Consider the following 22,802-nt stretch of genomic DNA (forward strand, 5'->3'; position numbering starts at 1 on the left):
ATTATCATTACAGTTTATTTCGCGACTGACAAAAACTCTTTGTCCTCAGCCCCCGGCGGTGTGCAGCGGATACACCGATTCCCAACCGCCGCCCAACGCTTTGTACAGCCCGACCATGGCCAGGGCGACGCTGGTCGAACTCTCCACCCACTGCTCCTGCGTGGCCAGCAATGCGCCTTGCACGGTGAGCACGTTGACGAAATCCACCACGCCTTCGACGTACTGGTGTTGCGCCGTGGCCAGGGCAATCTGGTTCTGGCGCACCGCTTCGGCGAGGCTGTCGCGGCGCAGTTGGCTGGCGTTGTAGCGGGTCAATTGGTCGTCGATCTCATGCCAGGCGCGCAGCACGGTTTGCTGGTACGCCAGCGCCGCTTCCTGTTGCTGGGCTTCGCGCAGGTTCAACATGCCTTCGAGGCGCCCACCATTGAACAGCGGCAGGCTGAACTGCGGGCCGAAGGCAAAGGCGCGGGAACCCCACGAGCCGAAATCCGACAGTTGCATGGCCTGGGAACCGAGGTTGCCGGACAGGGTGATGCGCGGGTAGAAATCGCCCTTGGCCACGCCGATGTTGGCGGTGGCGGCGTGCAATCGGGCTTCGGCCTGGCGGATGTCGGGGCGACGTTCGGCAAGTTCCGAGGCCAGGCCAATGGCGACCTGGCGCTGGGTCTGCGGCACGGCGGCATCCGCTGACAATTGCGCATGCAGCGCTTGCGGCGCCTCGCCCATCAGTAGGCTCAGGGCGTTGATCAACTGGTCCTGGCGCTGTTGCAGATCCGGCAGGCGCGCTTCGATGGTCGCGACCTGGGCGGCGGCTTCGGCCACGTCCAGGTCGGTGGCCACGCCGTCGGCCAGGCGCAGTTGCGAGAGCTTGAGACTGTGGCGTGCCACGTCGAGGTTTTGCTCAGTGACGGCGCGGGTATTTTGCACGCCGCGCAGCTGGATATAGTCCTGGGCGGTTTCAGCGAGCACCGCGAGCAGCACGGCGCGACGGTCGTTTTCGGCGACTTGCAGGGTGGCGTCGGCGGCTTCGGTTTCGCGTTTGACGCGGCCCCAGAGATCCAGCTCCCAGGACGCCGAGAACCCCGCATCCCACTGGCTGAACGCGGCGCGGCCGTTCTCGCCGGACGGGTCGTTCAAGCCTTTGCCACTGTTGCGTTTGCGCTGGTAGGCGCCGCTGGCATCGACGTTGGGGTAACGCTCGGCGGTGGTGACCTGGCGCACGGCGCGGCTTTGTTGCAGGCGGCTGCTGGCGAGTTTCAGGTCGAGGTTGTCGCTGAGCGCGCGGCGGGTCAGGGCCGAAAGTTGCGCGTCGTGGAACACATCCCACCAACGCTCCTGCAACGGATCGCTGACGGCACGGCTGGCGGCTTGACGGCCTTGGGGCTCGCTCCACTGCGTGACTTGAGGGGCCTGGGGCCGTTGGAAGTCCGGGCCGACGCTGCAGGCACTCAGGCTGATAAGGCTCAGGGTGAGCCAGGCAACACGCTTCATTGCTGGGCCACCTCATGCTGCTTCGCGACCGGCTGCGTATCGACGATGGCTTCCACCGACATGCCCACACGCAGGCGTGCGGTCAGGGCCTGGCCCGGCTCCAGTACGATCTTCACCGGGATGCGCTGTACCACCTTGGTGAAGTTGCCGGTGGCGTTGTCCGGCTTGACCGCCGCGAACGTCACCCCCGTGGCGGGCGCGAGGCTTTCCAGATGGCCGTTGAGAGCTTCGCCGTCGAGGCTGTCGACGCGCACCTGCACGGCTTGGCCGGCGTGCATGTGGGAGAGTTGGGTCTCCTGGAAGTTGGCCACCACGTAGGCTTCGGCCAACGGCACCACGGCGAGGATCTTGCTGCCTGGCGTCACATAGGCGCCCACCCGCACCGCACGCTCGCCGACCACGCCATCCACCGGCGCGACGATGCGCGTGTACGACAGTTGATAACTGGCCATTTCCAACGCGGCCTGGGCGCGCTTGAGCCCGCCTTCGGCGGCGTCGCGCTGGGCGCTGAGGATTTCCACCTGCTTGCGTTCGGCCGCCAGCACCGCCGTGGCATTGGCCAGGCGCGCGGTGGCCTGGTCGATACGGGTCTTGGCCTGCTGGGCGTTCTGCACGGTGCCGGCGCCAACCCCGGCGAGGTGGTTGTAGCGGTTCAGTTCGTGTTCGGCGAAGGCCATTTCGGCGCGGTCTGCCGCGACGGTGGCCTGGGCCTGGGCAATCACCGAGCTTTGGCGCTCCAGGGTCGCGCTGGCGTTTTTCAGTTGGGCCTGGGCGACCAGGGTGTCGGCGTCGGCAGCCTGGGCGGCGGCGCGAAAATCGCGGTCGTCGATCAGCGCCAGCAGTTGCCCGGCCTTGACCCGCTGGTTGTCTTCCACCAGCACTTCCTTGATGAAGCCGGCCACACGGGGCGCGACCAGGGTGAAGTCGGCGGCGACGAAGGCGTCGTTGGTGCTCTGGCGCTTGCTGCCGAGCACACCCGGCGCAACCAGGTAGACCAGCACGCCAACGGCAAACACGGCGATAACGGCGACGGCAATTTTGTCTTTGCGTTTCATGAACAGTCCTTTAATCAAGTCGGTGCACGGGGCGGGAAGATCCGCGTGGGCATCCAGAAAATCAGCAGGATCAACGCCACCGCGACCGCGGCCATGACGACATACAGATCCGAAGAGGTCAGCACCACGGCCTGCTCGTGCAGGCGGTGCGCCAGGCCCGGTGCGTCGCCGTCGACCAGGGGCGAGTTGCCCAGGCGGTCGACCAGCATGGTCGAGTGCAAGTGCAGGCGCTGGGTGGTCAGTGTGTCGAGCACACCCGTGGCAATCACGGCGGCCAGGCCTTTGACCGTGTTGAACCAGGCCGAGGCGAACGGCCCGTCCATCGGCTGGATACTGCCGGTGGACAGCATCAGCAGCGGCAGCACGGCCATCGGTTGCCCGAAGATTTGCAGCAGGTACAGCCCGTAGAAATCATCGCGAATCCATTGCGAAGTCAGCTGCGAACTGCCCAGGCAACACAGCACCAGCATGCCTAGGCCGATGCCCAGTACCCAGCGGCAATCAACCCAGCGCAGGTTGCACAACGCCGCCACCAGCGGCAGCGCGATCAGTTGCGGCAGCGCCATCAGCAGCATCACCGGCGCGGTCTGCAGCGGGCGATAACCCTGGACCTGGGCGAGGAAACTCGACGGAATGATGATCACCGAGGTCAGCACCATCAGCACGCCGGCCAACACGATCAGGGCAAACGCCAGGTTGCGCAGGCCGAGCATCTGCAGCTTGAAGAACGGCATCGGGTGCGACCATTCATTGAGCATGAACAGCACCAGCAAGAGCGTGCCGCCGCTCAGCAGGAAGGTGATCAGGCCCGACTCGAACCAATCCAGGCGATTGCCCTGGAGAATGCCGATCACCAGCATGCAGATCGCCGGAAAACCCAGCAGCAGGCCGCGCCAGTTGAATTGCTTGAAGCGCTCCAGGCGCAGCGGGTCCTGCGGCAAACCGTAGGCCACGGCGGCCATTGCCAGCAGACACGGCGCGACGATCTGCCAGAACGCCCATTGCCAGCCGACGTATTCGGTCCACAACGCCGCCAACGGCGTGCCCAGGCTTGGGCCGAAAGTGGCGGTAAGCGCGTAGCCGGCCAGGCCGTAGAGCTTGACGTTGGCCGGCAGGAAGCGCAGCGCGACGGTCATCAGCATGGGCGGCAATGCTCCACCGGCCAGGCCTTGCACGGTGCGCAGCACCAACAGGCTTTCGTAGTTCGGCGCGAACGGGCACAGGATGCCCAGCACGGTGAACAGGCCGATGGCGCACAGGGTGAAACGGCGCAGGGAAAACGTCACCGAACACCAGGGTGCGAAGGCCATGGCCGCGACTGACGTGGCGGTGTAGGCGGCAACCAGCCAGGTGCCTTCGTCAAAGCCGATGTACAGCGCACCGCGGATGTCGGCGAGGGCGACCTTGGTGACCATCTCGTTGAGACCGGACACCAGCACGGCCAGCAACACGCCGACCAGGCCGAGGATGATGCGCGGGCCGAACACGGGCGGGCTGATGCTGGCGGGTTTGGCTGCAGCCGCGAGGGTGGGGGCAGCGAGGGAAGTCATGAACGGGAAACTCGGAATGATCAATACCCGAGCAGTTTAATCAGGCTAATCCATGACAAAAAGTTACATGTCGGCAGGTTATAAGTGCACCAGACGCAACTCTAAATCCCAACACGAATTCCTGTGGGAGCTGGCTTGTGTGGGAGCGGGCTTGCTCGCGAATGCGGCGTGTCAGTCAGCACATATATGACTGATCCACCGCCTTCGCGAGCAAGCCCGCTCCCACATTTTGAACCGAGTTCACTTTAGGTGGGTTGGGCTTCCAGCCAGGTGGCGTGACAGCTCTCGCGCAGGGTCTCGCGCAGCCATTTGTGCGCCGGGTCCTTGTCGAAGCGTGGGTGCCAGGATTGCGCTAACACCAGGGTCGGCAGAGAGATCGGCAACGCAAACGCGCGCAGCGGCAACTTCAGGCGATTGGCGCTGTAGAGGGCCTCCTTGGGCACCGGCAGGATCAGGTCGGAGTCGGGCAGCATGAACATCGCACCGTGAAAACCCGGCGCGATCATCGCCACGCGGCGCTCCAGGCCCTGGGCGTTCAGCGCGGTATCAATCGGCCCACGGGCGATGCCGCGTCGCGAAATGCTGATGTGGGAGTAGCTGGCAAAACGCGCGGCGGTGATTTCTTCATCGAACAGCGGGTGGTCTTGTCGTGCCAGGCCGACGAAGGTGGTGGAGAACAGGTTCTGCACCTTCACTTCGGGGCTGGAGGGCATGGTGTTGCTGACGCGCAGGTCCAGGCGCCCTTCGCGCAGCGCTTCGTCGTCGGTGTCGCCCTCGGGCACGAAGCACAGCTCGCACAGCGGCGCCACGCGTTCCATGGTGTCGAACAGGCGACCGCCATACACGCCGATAAAAAAGTCGTTGGCCCGCACACTGAAGCGGCGGCGCAAGGTACTCAAGTCGACCTGGTCCGCCGAACGAAACAGCAGCGCCGCCTGTTCCACCACGTTGCGCACCTGGGCTTGCAACTGCAACGCCTTGGGCGTCGGCACCAGGCCGCGCCCGGCGCGCACCAGCACCGGATCGCCGACCGCTTCGCGAATGCGCGTAAGGGTGCGGCTCATGGCCGCCGGGCTGAGGTTCATGCGGCGCGCGGCGCCGACCACGCTGCCCTCGTCGAGCAAGGCGTCGAGGGCGACCAGCAGGTTCATGTCCGGTAGTTGCATGCCAAGCACTCGTGATGACTAAGGCGTGAATGGGCTGCAATCGTAACAGGTGATCAGCGTTGCATGCCCCAACGCTTCACGGTGAGCCGCTCGAAGGTGTCGAACACCAGGTTCTCCACAAGCAGGCCGATCAGGATCACCACCGCCAGCCCGGCAAACACCTTGTCGGTGTAGAGCTCGTTGCGGTTCTGGAAGATGTACCAGCCCAACCCGCCCTTGCCGCTGGTTGCACCGAACACCAGCTCGGCAGCGATCAGCGTGCGCCAGGCAAATGCCCAGCCGATCTTGAGGCCGGCGAGGATCGACGGCAGCGCCGCCGGAATCAGGATGAACAATACGAAGCGCATGCCCTTGAGGCCGTAGTTGCGCCCCGCCATGCGCAGGGTTTCGGACACGCCGAGAAACCCCGAATAGGTGTTCAGCGCCAACGCCCACAACACCGAATGCACCAGCACAAAGATCAGGCTGTTCTGCCCCAGGCCGAACCACAGCAGCGCCAGCGGCAACAGGGCAATCGCCGGCAACGGGTTGAACATCGAGGTCAGGGTGCTGAGCAAGTCGCGGCCCAGTTGGGTCGAGACCGCCAATGTGGTCAGGGCAAATGCCAGCACGATGCCGATCAGGTAGCCCTTGATCAGCACCACCAGCGAGATGCTCACCTTGCTCAACAATTCGCCGCTGAGCAGGCCGTCGTAGAGCGCGTGGAAGGTCTGCAGGAAGCTCGGCAGCAGCAGGTCGTTGTTCTGGTAGCGTGCGACGCCTTCCCAGAGGATCGCCAGCACGATCAGGATCAGGCCCTTGCGCAACCAGCCTTGTTGCCACAGGCGTTGGCGCAGAGGCAGCTCGCGCTCCACCGGGACGCTGAGCAAGGGTTCGAGGTGTATTTCGTATTCCTGGCGCATGAGAAATGCCCCCTTAGTAGGCGATGCGGATGTCAGCAAAACCCAGCTCGGGCTCGGCCTCGGTGGCTTCATCGAACAACAGGCGATGAATCCGCCGCGCCGAGTGCTGGAATTCCACGCCGCCAAGGCTGTGCAGGTCGTATTGATGGCTGTGGATTTCGGCACGCACGCGCCCCGGATGCGGCGACAGCAACAGGATGCGATTGCCCACCACCAGCGCTTCTTCGATGGAGTGGGTGACGAACAGCAGGGTGAAGCGCACCTCTTCCCAGAGCAGCAGCAATTCTTCCTGCATCTTGCGCCGGGTCAGGGCGTCGAGGGCGGCGAAGGGCTCGTCCATCAACAGGATTTTCGGCTGCATGGCCAGCGCACGGGCGATGGCCACGCGGGCTTTCATGCCGCCGGACAGGGTGTGGGGATACGCGTCGGCAAAGGCGGTGAGGCCGACTTTATCGAGGTAGTGCAGCGCACGGTCTTCGGCTTCGGCGCGCTTCAAGGTCTTGGACGCCAGCAGCGGGAACATTACGTTCTGCTTGACGGTTTTCCACGGCGGCAACTGGTCGAACTCCTGGAACACCACGATGCGGTCCGGGCCCGGTTGTTCGACCTTTTGCCCGAGCAGGCGGATCTCGCCTTCGCAGGGTTTGATAAACCCGCCAATGGACTTGAGCAATGTGGACTTGCCGCAACCCGACGGGCCGAGCAGCACATAGCGGTCGGCCGGATCGATCTCGAAACTGACCTGGTGAGTGGCGCGCACCACGCGCTCGGGCGTGCGGTATTCCAGGCTGACGTTATCCACCGCCAGCAACGGCAAGGGGGTGTGCAGGTTGCTGGCCGTGTGGCCTTGCAAGAGCGCGTTCATCTCAACTTCCTTGCAACGGCTTGGCGTCCTGGAAGAAGTAGTCCTTCCACGATTCAGGCTTGTTCTTGATGGCGCCGACGCGGTAGAGGAACTCCGCCAGCGGGTAGGTGTTTTTCGGCGTGATGCTGAATTCGAACTGTGGGTTGTCGATGATTTTCAGCAACTCGGCGCGGTCGATCTTGGCCTTGGTCACGCGGATGTAGGTGTCGGCCGCTGCGCCTTTGTCGTTCTGGGCGAACTGCGCGGCTTCGGTCAGTGCGTCGATAAAGGCCTTGTAGGTTTTCGGGTTGTCGTTGCGGAATTTCTCGGTGGCGAACAGCACGGTCGGCGAGTTCGGGCCGAGCAGGTCGTAGGTGTTCAGCACCACGTGTACGTTGGGGTTGGTCAGGGCCTGGTCCTGGAACGGCGGGTTGGAAAAGTGCCCGGTCAGTTCGGTGCCGCCGGCGATCAATGCGGCGGTGGCGTCAGGGTGCGGAACGGCGACGGTGTATTTGTCGAGGCGGTTGAATTCCTTGTCGCCCCACTGCTTGGCGGCGGCGTATTGCAGGAAGCGTGATTGCACGGAAACGCCTACCGCCGGAACGGCGATGCGGTCTTTGTCGGTGAAGTCGGCGATGGTCTTGACCTTGGGATTGTTGCTCACCAGGTAGTAGGGGAAGTTGCCAAGGGAGGCGACAGCCTTGACGTTCTGCTTGCCGCGGGTGCGGTCCCAGATGGTCAGCAGCGGGCCGGTGCCGGCACCGGCAATATCGATGGAGCCGGACAGCAACGCGTCGTTGACCGCCGCGCCACCGGACAGTTGGGTCCAGTCGACCTTGATGTCGATGCCTTCCTGCTTGCCGTATTTCTCGATCAGGTTCTGGTCGCGCACCACGTTGAGCAACAGGTAGACGATGCCGAACTGCTCGGCGATGCGGATCTCGCCTTCAGCCTGCGCTGCCGCCGGTGCAACGAGGCTGCCGGCCAACAGGCTGACACCCAGGCCGACGGTCGCGGCCAGGCGTGCAAATGGAATTTTCCTGGACATGGTCATACTCCGGATCAGAAAGGCGCGTCGCCCTGGATGGTGGTGCGAAAGAGTTTGCGGCGCAGGTGGCTCGGGCAACCGGCGGCCAGGTGGATCAGCGAGCGGTTGTCCCAGAACACCAGGTCGTGGGGCTGCCATTGATGGCGATAGATGTTCTGCGCCAGCACGCTGTGGGTGTAGAGCTGGGCCAGCAGGTCGCGGCTTTCGTCTTCCGGCAGGCCGACAATGCGGGTGGTGAAGCCTTCACTGACGAACAGCGCCTTACGGCCGTTTTCCGGGTGGGTGCGCACGATCGGGTGGACCACTTCGGCAACCTGAGCGAGTTGCTCGGGGGTCAGGGTGGGACGCCAGTTGCCTTCGAATTTGCTCTCGCTGTAACGCGCCGTGTAGGAGTGCGCGGCACTGCGGCCTTCGACGGCTTGGCGCAGGTGCGCGGGCAGTTGGTCCCAGGCTTTGTGCATGTCGGCGAACAGCGTGTCGCCGCCTTCGGCGGGCAGTTCCTGGGCGTGCAGCATCGAGCCCAGGCTCGGCAGTTCTTTATAGGACAGGTCCGAGTGCCAGAACTTGCCCGCGTCCCCCAGGCCGATGGATTGGCCGTTTTCGATGATGTTGGAGACGATCAGGATTTCCGGGTGGTTGGCCAGCAGGAACTGTTTGAGCACGTGGATCTGCAACACGCCGAAGCGGCGGCTGAAGGCGATCTGTTGTTCGGGGGTGATGCGTTGGTCACGAAACACCACGACGTGGTGGTCCAGGTGCGCGCGGTGGATGCGGGCGAAATCTTCGTCGCTGACAGGTCGGGCCAGGTCCAGGCCGATGATCTCGGCGCCGACGCTACCGGGCAGTGGGCGAATCTCGAAAGCTTGGGCGGTGGAGGTCGCTGTTGGAACAGTAGAGGTGGCGGACATGAGGTCACTCCCGGTCAGACAGGGAAATGACTTTATAGATATAAGAACTGCATTTTAAATACCGTTAGCGAATATGCATATGCGCAATCCAGCGGGACAACTCCTTGCCGTATGGCGGTCAAGGCATAAACGAGGGCGACGCCGCGTTCAGTTCATAGCACTATGACGCGGGCGTGTAAGACGCTGCAAATCCTTGATGTGGGCGCCTGGAACCGCATGTTTAGCCACTTACAAGCCGCAAATCTTGCCTGTTTGACAAGCCATTGGGCAGTCTCTAGTGTTCTTTGGATCCAATTGTTTCAACCCATTCTAATAAGGAGGACAGCGTAGTCGTGACGCAGAAGCCGAACCCTTTGAGCAGTATCAAAGTCAGCGGACCCATTCCCGCCCATCTTGCCCGCTCCGTGATTGAAGAAACCTTGCGTAATGCGATCCTTGATGGCCGATTGCCTTGTGGTACTGCCATGCGCCAGCAAGAGCTGGCCAGCCTGTTCGGGGTCAGCCGCATGCCGGTGCGCGAGGCCTTGCGTCAGCTCGAAGCCCAATCATTGCTGCATGTGGTGACGCACAAGGGTGCCGTGGTGGCGCCATTGATCGAAGACAATTCGGCGGAGACCTACGCCCTGCGCATGCTGCTGGAGTCTGAAGCGCTGCGCTTGTCGATCCCGTTGCTCACCGAGGCTGACATCGCCGAGGCAGACGCCTGCATCAGTGCCCTGGAGCAGGAAAAAGACTATTGCGAGATGGGCCGCCTCAATCGCCTGTTCCACATGGCGCTGTATGGCAAGGCCCCCAATCAGCGCCTGCTTACGTTGGTGGAACACGGTTTGAACGAGGAAGAGCGCTTCCTGCGTTTCAACCTTGAGGCGATGGGGCTGGGCGAGACGTCCCAGGAAGATCACCGTGAACTGCTGAGCCTGGTGACGCAGAAGAAAGTTGACGAAAGCGTGCTGACGCTGCGCAATCACCTGACCCGAGGCATGGAAGTGATCACCACTTACCTGGCCGGTCTTGATGCCGCCAGCAAGAAAGACCCACGCTAGTTGGGTCAACGCCGTGCGGGGCAACTTCCCAATTAAGGATGCCCCGCAACTAAACCCATAAACTTAATTAAGCCCGCAACCAACCGGGAAGTTTCCCACATTTAACCCTGCAAGTTACCCACGCCAAGTAATTTCCCGAAAAAACATCTCATACATTCATAAGCTCATCCAAGTGTTTAATCGGCTTATTATCTTTCGAATAAACCAAACACTCCAGCCGGCCGTGCCAGCGTGCGCACTAGCCGGTGCCGTATACGGTTTGTTTACGCGTTATCAACGCCACTCTCGTCTGTAAAAGAATAGCCACCACTGCTGTCACCGCAGTTGCAACAACTCATAGGCATCAACCATGCATCAAGTTTCGCTGGAACAAAAAAAGTTACGGCTGTGCAGTCATCCGTTATTTATCGAAATCAATTCACTCAGCAAGTTACAACTTTTCATGCAAAGCCATGTATTCGCGGTCTGGGACTTCATGACCCTCACCAAGCGCCTGCAACGGGACCTGACGTGCACCCGGCTACCCTGGCTCCCACCGACCGACCCCGAAGCGGCACGACTGATCAATGAGATCGTGTTGAGCGAGGAGTCGGACCAGCACCCCGAGCGCGGTCATTGCAGCCATTTTGAGCTGTACCGGGACGCCATGGTCGAAGTCGGCGCCAGCACCGTCGCGATCGATACCTTCATTACCCTGCAACGCCAGGGCGTGGACGCCGGTACCGCGCTGCAGCGGATCAACGTCCTGCCGGGGGTGGCGCGCTTTGTTGCAGCTACCTTGCACATCGCGCTGAACGCGCCGACCCATTGTGTGGCCGCGGCGTTCCTGCATGGCCGGGAGAGTGTCATCCCGGCCATGTTCGAACGCTTGCTGCGGGGCAGTGAAATCATCAGCCGCCAGGCGCCCACCCTGAGCCAGTATCTGCGCCGTCATATCGAGCTGGACTCCCAGGACCACGAACCGGGAGCCCTGCGTTTGCTGCAACGCCTGACCGGCGCAGACCCCCAGCGCCAGCAGCAAACCGAGGATACCGCCCTGGATGTGGTCAACAGCCGCATTGCGCTGTGGGACGACATACATGCTTCATTGCAGGAGGCACATCCATGAACTTCAGCGACTACCACAGCGCTGCCGAAGACTGGGAACGCCAAGCCACCATCCGCACCCGCCCGCGCCGCATGCTGGAAGACGACGACAAACTGATCTACCCGCTGGCGCGCCAGCCACTGGCGCTCAGTGCAACCTTTACCGAACAGTGCCCGCAGTGGCGCGATTTCGTGCTGACCCAGAGCTTCTACAAATACATCAACGACGTGGTGATTTTCGAGACCGAGATCGTCGACAAGACCGCACGCAGCATTGCCAAGAACCGCTTCTCGCTGCCCTTCCCGCCCGCCTGCCGCTACGACGCGATGACGGTGGTGGTGGATGAGGACTATCACGCCCTGGTCGCACTGGATTTCCTCCAGCAGGCCGTGACAATGACCGGCCTCCAGCCGCTCGAGCTGCCGTCACAGATCGAACTGAGCCGCGCCCTGCCCCTGGCGCAGGCCTTGGCCCCGGCTCACTTGCGCGATGCCGTGGAACTGATCGGCGTAGCCATCGCCGAAAATACCATCACCCATGATGTGGCGGCGTTCGCCAAGGACCACAGCATCAAGGCCTCCGTCCGTGGCTTGATGGCCGATCATCTGTGCGACGAAGGCCGCCACGCGCAGTTCTGGACACGCCTGGTGCGCCTCTACTGGCAGGCGGCAAGCGCAGCCGACCGTGACGCCATCGCCCACATCCTGCCCACGTTCCTGGCGCACTACCTGACCAACGACCTGCAGCAGCGCTTTGACCTGCAACTGATCGAACACCTGGACGTTGACGCGAGCGTGCGCCACGCCCTGCGCGATGAAATAAACGCGCTGGTGTTCCCGATTACCCGCCAACACCCGCTGGTCGGCAACATCATGGGGTTCCTGCACCGCAGTGGTTTGCTGCAGACGCCCAGCGTGGCCCAGGCGCTGGGCGACTACCTGCCGTGCGCCAGGAGCCCGCGATGAGACGCCTGATGATTGGCTGGGTCGGTGTGAGCAAAGCGCTGGAGGCCGTGAGGCAATGGGTCGAGCAGTACGGTCATGGGCCTGGGCATGAGTTGGCCGATCTGTTGATCGAAGACGGCAGCCAACCGCTGCCGACACACCTGGCGCACGCGCCGCGGCTAAGCCTGCGCGTGGGCGTTGGCCCGCTGAACGAATCCGGCCTGCCCGCCCTGCAACTGCGCAGCTATGACCGTGAACAGCGGTTGCTGGCGACCCAGGAAGTGCCCGAAGAGCCCAGTGGTAACGGCCAGCGCTTGCATCGACAGGCGACGGACACGCTGGCGCAATGGGTTGCCCTGCACGTCAGCGGTCTTGCCCGCGACCCTGGGTACCTTGCCCAGCCAACCTGCGCCAACCGTTGGCCGGAACAGGGCTTGCAAGGCCTGGACGCGCTGGCATTCATGCACAGGTTCAATCGCACCGCTGACCCAACGCTGCGCCAAGCCGCCCAGGTGCCGATGATCGAACGGTTGCAGGCCAGCCTGCGGACCTTCGCCGGGCGGCCGGCCCTGAATATCGCGGGCGAGGTGCTGACTTATCGGCAATTGCACCGTCAGGCATTGGCGATCCAGCAGCAGTTGAGGCCACTGCTGGCCGATCTCGAAGCACCGGCAGTGGTCGGCGTGTGCCTGGAGAAATCCGCGGCGCTCTATGGGAGCCTGCTTGCGCTGCTGGGCTGTGGCGCGGTGTACCTGCCGCTGGCACCGGAGCATCCGCCACAGCGCCAGCAGGCCCTGCTGGAAAGCGCTGGGGCCAAGGTGTTGCTCGACGACGGCCGGCACCCGCTGCGCGGGCAGTTGATTGCGCTGGATGTGAGCCGCGCCGGCGACGCGGGCATCGACACCACGCAATCGTTGCTGCTGCAGCGCCCCAATCTGGATGCGCCCTGCATGGTGCTGTTCACCTCAGGCACCAGCGGCCGCCCCAAGGGCGTATTGCTCAGCCAAGGCAACCTCGCACATTTCACAACATGGTTCACCACTCGCATGGCGCTGAGTGAAGAGAGTCGCGTGCTGCAGTTCGCCTCACTGGGGTTCGACGCTTCGCTGATGGATATTTTCCCCAGCCTGATCGCCGGCGCGCAGTTGATCGTGCCCAACGAGGCGCAACGGCTGGACCCCCATCAGTTGGTCGCACTGATCCGCGAGCAACGCGTCAGCCATGGGTTCCTACCGCCGGCGGTGCTCAGCCTCCTGCCGCCCGATCTGCCCCTGGGCCTGCAACACCTGCTGACCGGCGGTGAAGTCTGCGAGCCCCACGTGATCGAGCGGTTGGCTGGCCAGTGCCAATTGCACAACCTCTACGGCCCCACCGAAGCCACGGTGCTGGTCACCCATCGGCGGCTGCAAGCGGGGGACAGCAATTGCAACGTGGGCTGTCCCATTGCCAACAGCCAGGTACTGATCCTCGACGACGACCTGCAACCGGTGGACGAACAGGTGATGGGCGAGTTGTACATCGTCGGTCCTGGGGTAAGCCTGGGGTATGTGGATGCCGCGCAATCGAGCGATAACCCTTTCGTGACCCTGGCGCTGCCCGACGGCCAGGCTGTGCGGGCGTATCGCAGTGGAGACCTGGCGCAGTGGACCGCTGACGGTATCGTCCTCGGTGGCCGACGCGACGGGCAGGTGAAGATCCGCGGCTTCCGGGTCGAACCGCAGGAGGTGGAGCAATGCCTGCGCGACAGCCGGTTGTACCGCCAGGTGGCGGTGGTGGTGGATGCCGAACAGAGAATCCGTGGCGTTGTCGCCCGGCCGGAACCCGGTGCCACACTGTGCGCACTCAAACAGCACGCACGGCAGTGGCTGCCGGGTTATCTGCAACCGGACGTGTGGACGCAGTTGCCAAGCCTGCCGTACGCCAGCAACGGTAAGGTCGACCGCCAGGCGTTACTGGGCTTGCCGGTTCAAACCACGTCGATCGGCTCGGACCAACCCGCGCAAACACCTCTACAAACGCAGCTGGCAGATCTGTGGAGCGAACTGTTGCAAGTGCCCGTGGCGCAGTTGTCGATCGACGACAGCTTCTTCAACCTCGGCGGCCATTCGATTCTGCTCTCGACGTTGTTGCTGCGCATCCGCGAACGGTTTGGGCGCAGCCTGGCATTGAACCGTTTCTTCGAAGTGCCGACGATTCGCACGCTCGCGTTGCTGATGGCAGATGACGTGCTGCCCTGCGCACCGTCCGGCCAGGCCGTGCGCGATGCGCAACGGAGCGTGTCGGTGCGGATGCTGGCCGAGGACCGTGCGGGCGACTGCCGCAAGATCATCGTTACCGGCGCCAACAGTTTTATCGGCGTGCATATCGTCGAGGCGTTGCTGGCCGGTGGTGCCACGCAGGTGGCGTGCCTGGTGCGCGAACTGCCGGGGCATTCGGCCCTGCAACGCTTCAACCAGGCCCTTTGCGAATACCGCTTGGAACACCTCGACCTGAGCCGGGTGCGGGTATACCCCGCCGACATCAGCCAGCCGCGATTAGGCCTGGACGACGCGGTGTACAACGAGCTCGCCAGGGGCTTTGGTGCACTGGTACACAACGCCGCGCAGGTCAACCATGTGCTGGACTACGGCGCACTGGCCGGGGATAACGTCGAACCCGTGCTGGAATGCCTGCGCCTGTGTGAAACCGGGAGCAAGAAGGTGTGCAATTTCATCTCGACGCTTTCGGCATGCAGCGCTATGGACGCCGCAGGACACATCCTCGAAGCGCCCGCCGCGAGCAGCCTGCCGCTGTACATCAAGAACGGTTACAACCTGTCCAAATGGGTTGCCGAGCGCCTGATCGGCCGCGCGGTGGCGCAAGGCGCCTGGGTGAATATTCATCGCCCGGGAAACATCAGTTTCAACAGTCGCAACGGGGTGTGCCAACCCCAGAAGAACCGCCTGATGTTGATGCTCAAGGGCTCGCTGCAATTGGGTTTGCTGCCGCGCCTGGCGGTGAACTATGACTTGATGCCGGTGGATTTTTTCGCGCGTTTTCTCGCGTTCCACTGCGGCCGATTTGAGTGCGGGCGAAACGTGTTCAACCTGCATAACCCGCAGCCCCTGAGCTGGGACCACTATCTCGATGCCTTCAGCCTCGCCGGCTTCCGGTTCGAGCGTGTCAGCGTGGCCTGCTGGCAGCACGCGCTGCACACCGTGAGCGCCGACAACGCGTTGTTCGGTGTGCTGGGTTTTTACCTGGAAGGCCTGGGGGAAGACATCGGCGACACCTCGATGATCCATCACGACAACGCGCGCCGGGGGGTGCAGGCCATGCACGCGCAGTACCCCGAAAAAAGCCCGGCGTTGTTGCGCAAGGGTTGCGACTACCTCAAGGCCACCGGCTTTCTCTGAACCCTACCAGGACATCCCCCATGAAACCGCTGCAACCCGATACATTGATCCGCAACCCCGACAGCACACCGCTGGTGGCCTCGGTGGTAGTCGCCTGCCAAGCCACCCGGCTGTGGGGCGTGGTAGGTCAGTTCGCAGGCTTCGATAAGTTCATTCCTGCCCTCTCGCACATTACGATGACCGGCGAGGGCATCGGCGCATTGCGTACGAAATTTTTCCGCGATGGGCACTGCGTCGTCGAGCAACTCAACAGCCGTGACGACGACGCCATGTACATGACCTGGACCGCCCTCTACAACACGTTGGGAATCGCCAGGCTGTGGGCGTCAATGCGTGTGGAAACACTGGGCGAGCGATGTGCCAGGGCGACCTGGACCATTGTTGCCGAGCCGGTAGATGCGGCGCAGGCGGGGTTTGAGCAGTTTGTGCAGACGTTTGCCGACAGCGCCCTGGAGAACGTACGGCGGATGCTCGACTGAGCGGCAGGAGCGAGAACACTCGCTCCTGCGCACATCGTCAGATCTTGAAGCTATCGACCAGTTGCTTCAAGCGACTGGCCTGCTGGGACAACGCGTCGCAATCCTTCAACGTTTCGTTGAGATTGCTCACGCCTTGCTGGTTCAGCAGGTTGATCTGGTTGATGTCGACGTTGAGGGTTTCCACTACGGCGGTCTGCTCTTCGGTGGCAGCTGCGACCGATTGGTTCATGCCGTCGATCTCGACAATCCGCTGCGTCACGCTGACCAGGCGCTCACCGGCCTGGTTGGCCACTTCGACGCTTTCTTCGCTGGAAATCTGGCTGGCGTTCATGGTGGTCACCGCTTCACGCGAGCCCACTTGCAGCGAGGTGATCATCTTGTGGATCTCTTCGGCCGACTCCTGGGTACGGTGCGCGAGGTTACGCACCTCGTCGGCAACCACGGCAAACCCACGCCCGGCTTCACCGGCACGGGCGGCTTCGATTGCGGCGTTGAGCGCGAGCAGGTTGGTCTGCTGGGAGATGCCTTTGATCACATCAAGAATGTGGCCGATGTTGTCGGTGCTCGCATTCAGGGTTTCGATCTGCGTGCAGGACAGGCTGATCTTTTGCGAGAGTTCCGACATCGCCAGGATGGTTTGCTCCACCACTTTGCGTCCATCGTCGGCCTGTTCACTGGCACCGCTGGCATGCTGCGAAGCATCGGCGGCGTTGCGCGCGATTTCCTGGGTGGCGGCCCCCAGTTCGTTGATCGCCGCCGCCACGCTGTTGGTGCGGGCGCTTTGCTCGTCGGAACCGATGATCGACGCGTTGGACGAGGCCATCACGCGCTGGGACAAGTCATGTACCTGGCGCGTCGCCGATGACACTTCGGAGATGGACGCGTGGATACGCTCGACGAACTGGTTGAACGCACTGCCGACCTCGCCAAACTCGTCTTTGCTGGTCACGGCCAGGCGGCGGGTCAGGTCGCCCTCGCCCTGGGCGATGTCCTGCATGGCAACGCCCATGGTGGTCAGGGGTCGCAGCAACACTTGGATCAACAGGCTCAAGAGCACGGCAATCGCCACTACGGCAATCAGCATCGCAATCAACGCGGAGGTGCGGAATTTGCCCAGAGGTGCGTAGGCCTTGTCTTTGTCGATCGACAGACCGATGTACCAGTCAGCACCAGGCAAGCCGCTGATCGGGGTGAACGACAGGATGCGATCCTGACCGTTGAGCACCACGTCCTGGTTGAGCTTCTCGATGCGCAGTTGGGCGCCCGGGTAGATGTCCTTGAGGTTTTTCATCACCTGGTCCTGGTCCGGGCTGACGATCACCTGACCGTCACCGCTGACCAGGAATGCGTGGCCGATGCCGCCGAAATCCACCGAGTTGATGATCTTCACCAGGGTTTGCAGGCTCAAGTCGCCGCCAACCACACCGAGCAATTCACCGTTCTTTTTCACCGGCATGGCGATGGTCACGATCTGCCCACCCACGGCGGCCATATATGGCGGCGTGAGCATGGGTTTACCGGCGGCTACAGCCTGCTTGTACCAAGGGCGCTGACGAGGGTCGTAGTCGTCGGGCATCTTGGCATCAGGGCGCTGGGTGAATACGCCGTTGGTTTGGCCGACGTAGGTGAACTGGAAGTTCGAAGTGAAGGCCGGTTGATCGACCAGGCCCGGAAGGTCAGCCCCCGCGCCTTGGTGCGCGATGTTTTGCGTAAGGTTTTCGAGCACCAGAATTCGCCCGCTGAGCCAGTTTTGCACGCTGCTGGCCGTGAGTTCACCGGATTGCTGGATAGACGACTCCAGGTTTTGCTTGATGGTGCTGCGCTGCAGGTAGTCGTTGTAGAGCGTGAATAACGCGAACGCTAAAACCACGACGCCTGACGCGGCCAACAGAATTTTATGACTGAACTTGAGATTCATTTCATCGACTTCTTTTTGCCAAAGGGGGGTTAGCGTGCCGAGTGGAGCATTCCATGTTGCGGCATAGATCGTCTTTGTAGCCGCTCTATTTCGGTGCACGCATGGCTCATCAGGCTTTCGGCCAAATCAGGGTAAAACTTAGGCCGCTGTAAGGTGTTTCCTCATTTTATGTAGGAAACCGACAGGCGGTTGCCGTACAGGGATCAGAGTTGCAAATTTTTTCAGCCTCCCAAAAAATGCGACTAATTATCATTTGTAACGTTTGGCCGAGCCCGTGTGAATGGCATCCTCCGAGTACATCCCGTGTGAAAGTGTCGTGCAGACGCTTTACCGCACCCATCACAACTGGCTGAACTCCTGGCTGCGCGGGCGTTTGGGCAATGCCGCGGATGCTGCCGACCTGGCGCAGGACACCTTTGTGCGTCTGCTGCAGAAGACCGAGCGTTTTGAACTCAAGACGCCGCGTGCGTTTTTACGCACTATCGCCCGCGGCCTGGTGATTGATCACTGGCGCCGCGAAGAAATCGAACGGGCTTACCTTGAGTCCATCGCCCATCTGCCCGAGGGATTGGCGCCCAGCGCTGAAGCCCGTGCGCTGGTGCTGGAGTTGTTGGAAGAAGTTGCTCGACTGCTTGAAGGACTGAAGCCAAAGGTACGCAAGGCATTTCTGCTGGCGCAGTGCGATGGACTGACTTACAAGCAGATTGCGCAGCAGATGGGCGTGTCGCTGCGGTCCGTCGAGCGTTACGTTGCGCAGGCGCTGTACCACTGCTATGTGCTGCGGTATGAAACGTGACGCCGATGAACAACGCGGTGCGCCCAAGCCCCAGTCCCGAGGCGGTCAAGCAAGCCATCCACTGGTCGCTGCGCTTGCGCAACAACCGCGCCAATCCAAAGCTGCGCGCGCAATGTGCAGACTGGCGTGGGGCCCACGGCGACCACGAGTTGGCCTGGCAGCGGGTGCAGGCGTTGCAGCAGGAATTGAGTGGCCAACTGGCGGCGATTCCAGGGGCGCATGCGGCGCTGGAAAACAGCGCACAGGGCTTGGGCCGACGACAGGCGCTGAAGGTGTTGTCTGGCGTGCTGCTGGTGGGTACGGCGGCGTGGGTAAGCCGGGATCTGACGGGTTGGCAACGCTGGACCTGCGACCTCGCGACTGCCACCGGCGAACGCCGTAGCGTGCAATTGCCCGACGGAACTCGCTTGCAACTCAATACCGACAGCGCCGTGGACCTGCATTTCAACCCGCAGCAGCGATTGATCACGCTGGTACGTGGGGAGGCCCTGGTGACGTGCAGCGCAGTTCGGTCGACGCCTTTGCTGGTGCAAACGCGGCATGGCTTGTTCGAAGGCATCGACGGCCGCTTCGCCGTTCGACAGGACAGTGCCTGCACGCGGTTGAGCGTGGTCAGCGGCAATGTGGCTATTCATTCACCGCATGGGGCAAAAGGGCTGTCGACCCAGGTGCACGCAGGAGAAAGCTACCTCGTGCGTCAGACCGAAGCTATCCCCGCCGCGCCTTTGGACATGGATATTGGCGCCTGGGCCGATGGACTGATCGTGACACGCGGCATGCGCCTCGACGCTTTCCTGGCAGAAGTCGGGCGTTATCGTCATGGCTACCTGGGTTGCTCGGCAGACATCGCCGATTTGCGGCTATCGGGCGTTTTCCGTTTAGAGGACACCGATAAATTGTTGGCGATCCTGCCGCAAACGCTGCCGGTTCAATTGCGCTACCGCACCCGCTGGTGGGTGAGCCTGGATCGATCAGCCTGAACTTCAAAGTTATTTTGGCGGCTTTTTTCCGTGAGTCCGGCTTAGACAGTAAGCCTTTCAATCTGCCCTCACCGGCCTCTACGGACCTTGACCATGACTGTGCGTTTTCCCTGTAATTCTTCCTATTCATTGCTGAGTAAAGCCGTACGTGTGGCGCTGCTATCGACAGCGATGGGCCTACACGTATTGCCCTTCACTGCCATGGCCGCAGACGCGAGTGCCGAACGCCCCCATCAACGCTATGAGATCTCCGCAGGCCCACTGACCGAGGTGCTGAATCAGTTTGCCCGACAGGCCGGCATCATGCTTTCCAGCACACCTGAGCACACCCAGGGCCTGCATTCGGCAGGACTGCGCGGCGACTATTCGGCCAGAGACGGCCTGAATCTTTTGCTCCGTGGTTCTGGGTTGCAGGCGGTTTCCGAGGATGACGTCAGCTTCACAGTGCAAGTGACGCCGGAAGATAGCGCACTTACCCTGCCAACCACCGACATCAAGGGCTTTGCGCTGGGTAATGCCCTGGGCAGCATGGAAGGCTACAACGCGACTCACAGCCAGATTGCGACCAAAACCAGCGCCGCTTTGCTCGAGACCTCGCAAACCGTCTCGGTGGTCACGCGCGAGCAGATGGACGACCAGGGCTCCCAGACGGTAGCCCAGGCCATGCGTTACACACCGGGCGTATTGACCAACCCCTATGGGGCGACACACCGGTACGACTACGTGGCAATGCGCGGCTTCAACGACGGCTCGGTAGACAACATTTACCTGGACGGGCTCAAGTCCATGGGCGACAGCGGCACCTACAGCACGATGCAGGTTGATCCGTATTTCCTCGAGCGAGTGGATATTCTCAAAGGCCCGTCTTCGGTGCTGTACGGGCGCAGTTCGCCGGGCGGGCTGGTGGCACTGACCAGTAAGAAGCCGTTGTTCGAGCCCTATCATCAAGTACAAGCGACTGTAGGAAGCAACGGGCAACGAGGCATGGGGTTTGACTTCAGTGGGCCTGTGGATGACGACAAGCGCATTGCCTACCGACTGACAGGTTTGACGGATAAGTCCGACACCCAGTTTGACCACGCCAAAGAAAAGCGCTTTGCACTCGCACCGACCGTGAGTATCGACTTCACCGATGATACGTCGCTTGTACTCCAAGCGTACCTACAGCACGACCCTGATGGGGGCTATCACGGGGGCATGCCGGCAGATGGTGCGTTGCATCAACGTAACGGCCAGCGAATCTCCAGCCATTTCTTCGAAGGTGAACCTGGGCTCGACGGCTATAAGCGTGATCAGCAGTCGTTTGGGTATCAATTTGAACATCGCTTCAATGATGTCTTCACTGCGCGGCAGAACTTTCGCTATCTGGACTCCAAGGTGCGGCTGGATCAGGTCTACGCCTATGGTTGGAGCACGCCGACCGGCAACGAGCTGAACCGCTACTACTCCGGAGGGGACGAGAAGCTGCATGCGTTCATCGTCGACAACATGCTACAGGCGGAGTTTTTTACCGGCGCAATCAAGCAGACCGTATTGATGGGGGCGGATTATCAGCGACGTAAAACCGTAGTGGACTGGACTAGCGGATCGCTGCAACCGATCGATGCGTTCAGCCCTGTTTATGGTAATTCGGCGATCAGCTATTACAGCCCGACCAGCTACCTACGACGGCTGGAGCAGACCGGTGTCTATCTGCAAGACTTGGTCGAAATGGATAAATGGCGGTTTTCCCTCGGGCTGCGCCAGGACTGGGTAGAGACTTCCGACGAGAACCGAGTCGCTGAGACCGGGCGGCAGGCAGGCACGCAAATCAGTGATAAACGGACCAAGCTGACTGGGCGTGCAGGTGCGTTGTATCTGTTTGATAACGGCCTGGCGCCCTACGTCAGCTATTCCGAATCCTTCAATCCCAACTCCTATTCCGATAGCGCAGGTAACCCGCTTGCGCCTACTGACGGGACGCAGTGGGAGGTGGGGCTCAAGTATCAGCCGCCGGGTACAGACAACCTGTTTACCGCGTCGTGGTTTCGCATCGATCAGGAGAATCTGGCGACCAAACTACCGCAGGAGAACTTCTATCGTGCTGTAGGTGCTGTTCGCTCCCAGGGGCTTGAGCTGGAAGCACACATGCAAGTGAGCGAAAACCTGAAGCTGTTGGGCAGTTATACCTTCACTGACATCAAATACACGAAGTCGATGGTGAGTACTTTGAGTACGGCTGACAATCTGATCGAGAACGAGGGTAACTCTCCGACCCAGGCACCTCGCCACATGGCATCGGTGTGGGCTGACTACGCATTCAATAGTGGAGCCCTGGACGGATTGCGACTCGGGGGTGGCGTGCGGTATGTGGGCTATAGCTGGGCGGATGCGGAAAACACGATGAAAGTCCCGTCCTATACCTTGCTTGATGCTTCGGTGGGGTATGACCTGGGCAAGATCGGATTGAAGGGCGTGGATGTACGGATCAATGCCAACAATCTGACCAATGAGACGTACGTGGCGTCGTGTGCCAGCCTGAACTTCTGTTACCTGGGGGAAGAGCGCAATGTGAGCGCGACAGTCAGCTATCAGTTCTGATCCGTTACGGTTCAAGGCCCTTAAACGACAAAACCCCTGTCTGCGTTAGCAGACAGGGGTTTCGGAATTCAATCTTGACGATGACCTACTCTCACATGGGGAAACCCCACACTACCATCGGCGATGCATCGTTTCACTGCTGAGTTCGGGATGGGATCAGGTGGTTCCAATGCTCTATGGTCGTCAAGAAATTCTGTGTACCGGACCGTTGCGTTAGCAACGTGCCAGTGAAATTCATGGACTTCTACATAAACAAAACCCCTGTTTGCGTTAGCAAACAGGGGCTTTGGAATTTAATCTTGACGATGACCTACTCTCACATGGGGAAACCCCACACTACCATCGGCGATGCATCGTTTCACTGCTGAGTTCGGGATGGGATCAGGTGGTTCCAATGCTCTATGGTCGTCAAGAAATTCGGGTACTGAGTCGTGGCTTATGCCTCGCTTCAGCAAATTGGGTATGTGATAGCTTTCGGTGTTTTGTGAGCGTCGAACTTTCGGTTCATTTCGTCTTCACACACCGCAATCTGGCCTTTCGACGCAAATTGCTTGGGTGTTATATGGTCAAGCCTCACGGGCAATTAGTATTGGTTAGCTCAACGCCTCACAGCGCT

Annotated in this window: 17 protein-coding genes and 2 rRNA genes; 8 read left to right on the forward strand and 11 right to left on the reverse strand. The window is 61.4% G+C overall.

From position 1 onward, the window contains the following. Positions 1 to 45: 45 nt before the first annotated feature. From IB241_RS11915 to IB241_RS11950, 8 genes are all read right to left on the reverse strand, one after another. A complete protein-coding gene (locus IB241_RS11915; protein WP_192298574.1) occupies positions 46 to 1,491 on the reverse strand; it encodes an efflux transporter outer membrane subunit in 1,446 nt (481 codons plus the stop codon). Further along, entirely contained in the window at positions 1,488 to 2,546 is a 1,059-nt protein-coding gene (locus IB241_RS11920) for an HlyD family secretion protein (protein ID WP_192298575.1), read from the reverse strand. The genes IB241_RS11915 and IB241_RS11920 overlap by 4 nt, the downstream gene beginning before the upstream one ends. Positions 2,547 to 2,560: 14 nt before the next feature. Continuing rightward, a complete protein-coding gene (locus IB241_RS11925; RefSeq protein WP_192298576.1) occupies positions 2,561 to 4,096 on the reverse strand; it encodes an MFS transporter in 1,536 nt (511 codons plus the stop codon). A gap of 245 nt (positions 4,097 to 4,341) precedes the next feature. Further along, positions 4,342 to 5,262 (reverse strand): LysR family transcriptional regulator, encoded by a 921-nt coding sequence (locus IB241_RS11930; protein ID WP_192298577.1) that lies wholly within the window; start codon positions 5,260 to 5,262, stop codon positions 4,342 to 4,344. Positions 5,263 to 5,315: 53 nt separating this feature from the next. Next, positions 5,316 to 6,164 (reverse strand): ABC transporter permease, encoded by an 849-nt coding sequence (locus IB241_RS11935; protein WP_192298578.1) that lies wholly within the window; start codon positions 6,162 to 6,164, stop codon positions 5,316 to 5,318. A gap of 13 nt (positions 6,165 to 6,177) precedes the next feature. After that, positions 6,178 to 7,029, reverse strand: a complete 852-nt coding sequence (locus tag IB241_RS11940; protein WP_192298579.1) for an ABC transporter ATP-binding protein — start codon at positions 7,027 to 7,029, stop codon at positions 6,178 to 6,180. A 1-nt stretch (position 7,030) separates the two neighbouring features. Next, positions 7,031 to 8,056 carry an ABC transporter substrate-binding protein gene (locus IB241_RS11945; protein ID WP_192298580.1) on the reverse strand — a complete coding sequence of 342 codons (1,026 nt, stop codon included), beginning with the start codon at positions 8,054 to 8,056 and terminating at the stop codon, positions 7,031 to 7,033. A gap of 14 nt (positions 8,057 to 8,070) precedes the next feature. Continuing rightward, positions 8,071 to 8,964 carry a TauD/TfdA dioxygenase family protein gene (locus IB241_RS11950; RefSeq protein WP_192298581.1) on the reverse strand — a complete coding sequence of 298 codons (894 nt, stop codon included), beginning with the start codon at positions 8,962 to 8,964 and terminating at the stop codon, positions 8,071 to 8,073. A gap of 332 nt (positions 8,965 to 9,296) precedes the next feature. Here IB241_RS11950 and IB241_RS11955 point away from each other — a divergent pair, with 332 nt between their 5' ends. From IB241_RS11955 to IB241_RS11975, 5 genes are all read left to right on the forward strand, one after another. After that, on the forward strand, positions 9,297 to 10,007 hold the full coding sequence (locus IB241_RS11955) for a GntR family transcriptional regulator (RefSeq protein ID WP_192298582.1): 711 nt from the start codon (positions 9,297 to 9,299) through the stop codon (positions 10,005 to 10,007). A gap of 349 nt (positions 10,008 to 10,356) precedes the next feature. Then, entirely contained in the window at positions 10,357 to 11,115 is a 759-nt protein-coding gene (locus IB241_RS11960; protein ID WP_192298583.1) for a DUF3050 domain-containing protein, read from the forward strand. After that, positions 11,112 to 12,059 (forward strand): diiron oxygenase, encoded by a 948-nt coding sequence (locus tag IB241_RS11965; protein WP_192298584.1) that lies wholly within the window; start codon positions 11,112 to 11,114, stop codon positions 12,057 to 12,059. The genes IB241_RS11960 and IB241_RS11965 overlap by 4 nt, the downstream gene beginning before the upstream one ends. Beyond that, entirely contained in the window at positions 12,056 to 15,433 is a 3,378-nt protein-coding gene (locus IB241_RS11970; RefSeq protein ID WP_192298585.1) for an amino acid adenylation domain-containing protein, read from the forward strand. The genes IB241_RS11965 and IB241_RS11970 overlap by 4 nt, the downstream gene beginning before the upstream one ends. 20 nt (positions 15,434 to 15,453) lie before the next feature. Continuing rightward, positions 15,454 to 15,912: an SRPBCC family protein gene (locus IB241_RS11975; protein WP_192298586.1), complete on the forward strand. Its 459-nt coding sequence runs from the start codon at positions 15,454 to 15,456 to the stop codon at positions 15,910 to 15,912. A 37-nt stretch (positions 15,913 to 15,949) separates the two neighbouring features. Here the strand turns inward: IB241_RS11975 and IB241_RS11980 are convergent, their stop codons facing one another. Further along, positions 15,950 to 17,830, reverse strand: coding sequence for a methyl-accepting chemotaxis protein (locus IB241_RS11980; protein ID WP_192298587.1), 1,881 nt, complete (start codon positions 17,828 to 17,830; stop codon positions 15,950 to 15,952). A gap of 280 nt (positions 17,831 to 18,110) precedes the next feature. On the opposite strand from IB241_RS11980, the gene IB241_RS11985 reads away from it, so the two are divergent. From IB241_RS11985 to IB241_RS11995, 3 genes are all read left to right on the forward strand, one after another. Beyond that, positions 18,111 to 18,626, forward strand: a complete 516-nt coding sequence (locus IB241_RS11985) for a sigma-70 family RNA polymerase sigma factor (RefSeq protein ID WP_192298588.1) — start codon at positions 18,111 to 18,113, stop codon at positions 18,624 to 18,626. Between the two features lie 5 nt (positions 18,627 to 18,631). Further along, positions 18,632 to 19,606, forward strand: coding sequence for a FecR domain-containing protein (locus IB241_RS11990; RefSeq protein WP_192298589.1), 975 nt, complete (start codon positions 18,632 to 18,634; stop codon positions 19,604 to 19,606). 93 nt (positions 19,607 to 19,699) lie between these two features. Next, positions 19,700 to 22,186 carry a TonB-dependent siderophore receptor gene (locus IB241_RS11995; protein WP_192298590.1) on the forward strand — a complete coding sequence of 829 codons (2,487 nt, stop codon included), beginning with the start codon at positions 19,700 to 19,702 and terminating at the stop codon, positions 22,184 to 22,186. 72 nt (positions 22,187 to 22,258) lie between these two features. On the opposite strand, the gene rrf (IB241_RS12000) is transcribed toward IB241_RS11995, so the two are convergent. Both rrf (IB241_RS12000) and rrf (IB241_RS12005) read right to left on the reverse strand, forming a co-directional pair. Further along, positions 22,259 to 22,374: ribosomal RNA gene (rrf, locus tag IB241_RS12000) — 5S ribosomal RNA — on the reverse strand. Positions 22,375 to 22,483: 109 nt separating this feature from the next. Beyond that, positions 22,484 to 22,599, reverse strand: a 5S ribosomal RNA gene (gene rrf, locus IB241_RS12005). Between the last annotated feature and the right edge of the window lie 203 nt (positions 22,600 to 22,802).

Origin of the sequence: Pseudomonas sp. PDM05 (genome assembly GCF_014851685.1) — a bacterium.
In the GTDB taxonomy this organism is placed as follows: Bacteria; Pseudomonadota; Gammaproteobacteria; order Pseudomonadales; family Pseudomonadaceae; genus Aquipseudomonas.

Coding starts and splice junctions, on each gene's coding strand:
- IB241_RS11915 (WP_192298574.1), bottom strand. CDS start 1,491: ATGAAGCGTGTTGCCTGGCTCACCCTGAGCCTTATCAGCCTGAGTGCC.
- IB241_RS11920 (WP_192298575.1), bottom strand. CDS start 2,546: ATGAAACGCAAAGACAAAATTGCCGTCGCCGTTATCGCCGTGTTTGCC.
- IB241_RS11925 (WP_192298576.1), bottom strand. CDS start 4,096: ATGACTTCCCTCGCTGCCCCCACCCTCGCGGCTGCAGCCAAACCCGCC.
- IB241_RS11930 (WP_192298577.1), bottom strand. CDS start 5,262: ATGCAACTACCGGACATGAACCTGCTGGTCGCCCTCGACGCCTTGCTC.
- IB241_RS11935 (WP_192298578.1), bottom strand. CDS start 6,164: ATGCGCCAGGAATACGAAATACACCTCGAACCCTTGCTCAGCGTCCCG.
- IB241_RS11940 (WP_192298579.1), bottom strand. CDS start 7,029: ATGAACGCGCTCTTGCAAGGCCACACGGCCAGCAACCTGCACACCCCC.
- IB241_RS11945 (WP_192298580.1), bottom strand. CDS start 8,056: ATGTCCAGGAAAATTCCATTTGCACGCCTGGCCGCGACCGTCGGCCTG.
- IB241_RS11950 (WP_192298581.1), bottom strand. CDS start 8,964: ATGTCCGCCACCTCTACTGTTCCAACAGCGACCTCCACCGCCCAAGCT.
- IB241_RS11960 (WP_192298583.1), top strand. CDS start 10,357: ATGCATCAAGTTTCGCTGGAACAAAAAAAGTTACGGCTGTGCAGTCAT.
- IB241_RS11965 (WP_192298584.1), top strand. CDS start 11,112: ATGAACTTCAGCGACTACCACAGCGCTGCCGAAGACTGGGAACGCCAA.
- IB241_RS11970 (WP_192298585.1), top strand. CDS start 12,056: ATGAGACGCCTGATGATTGGCTGGGTCGGTGTGAGCAAAGCGCTGGAG.
- IB241_RS11975 (WP_192298586.1), top strand. CDS start 15,454: ATGAAACCGCTGCAACCCGATACATTGATCCGCAACCCCGACAGCACA.
- IB241_RS11980 (WP_192298587.1), bottom strand. CDS start 17,830: ATGAATCTCAAGTTCAGTCATAAAATTCTGTTGGCCGCGTCAGGCGTC.
- IB241_RS11985 (WP_192298588.1), top strand. CDS start 18,111: ATGGCATCCTCCGAGTACATCCCGTGTGAAAGTGTCGTGCAGACGCTT.
- IB241_RS11990 (WP_192298589.1), top strand. CDS start 18,632: ATGAACAACGCGGTGCGCCCAAGCCCCAGTCCCGAGGCGGTCAAGCAA.
- IB241_RS11995 (WP_192298590.1), top strand. CDS start 19,700: ATGACTGTGCGTTTTCCCTGTAATTCTTCCTATTCATTGCTGAGTAAA.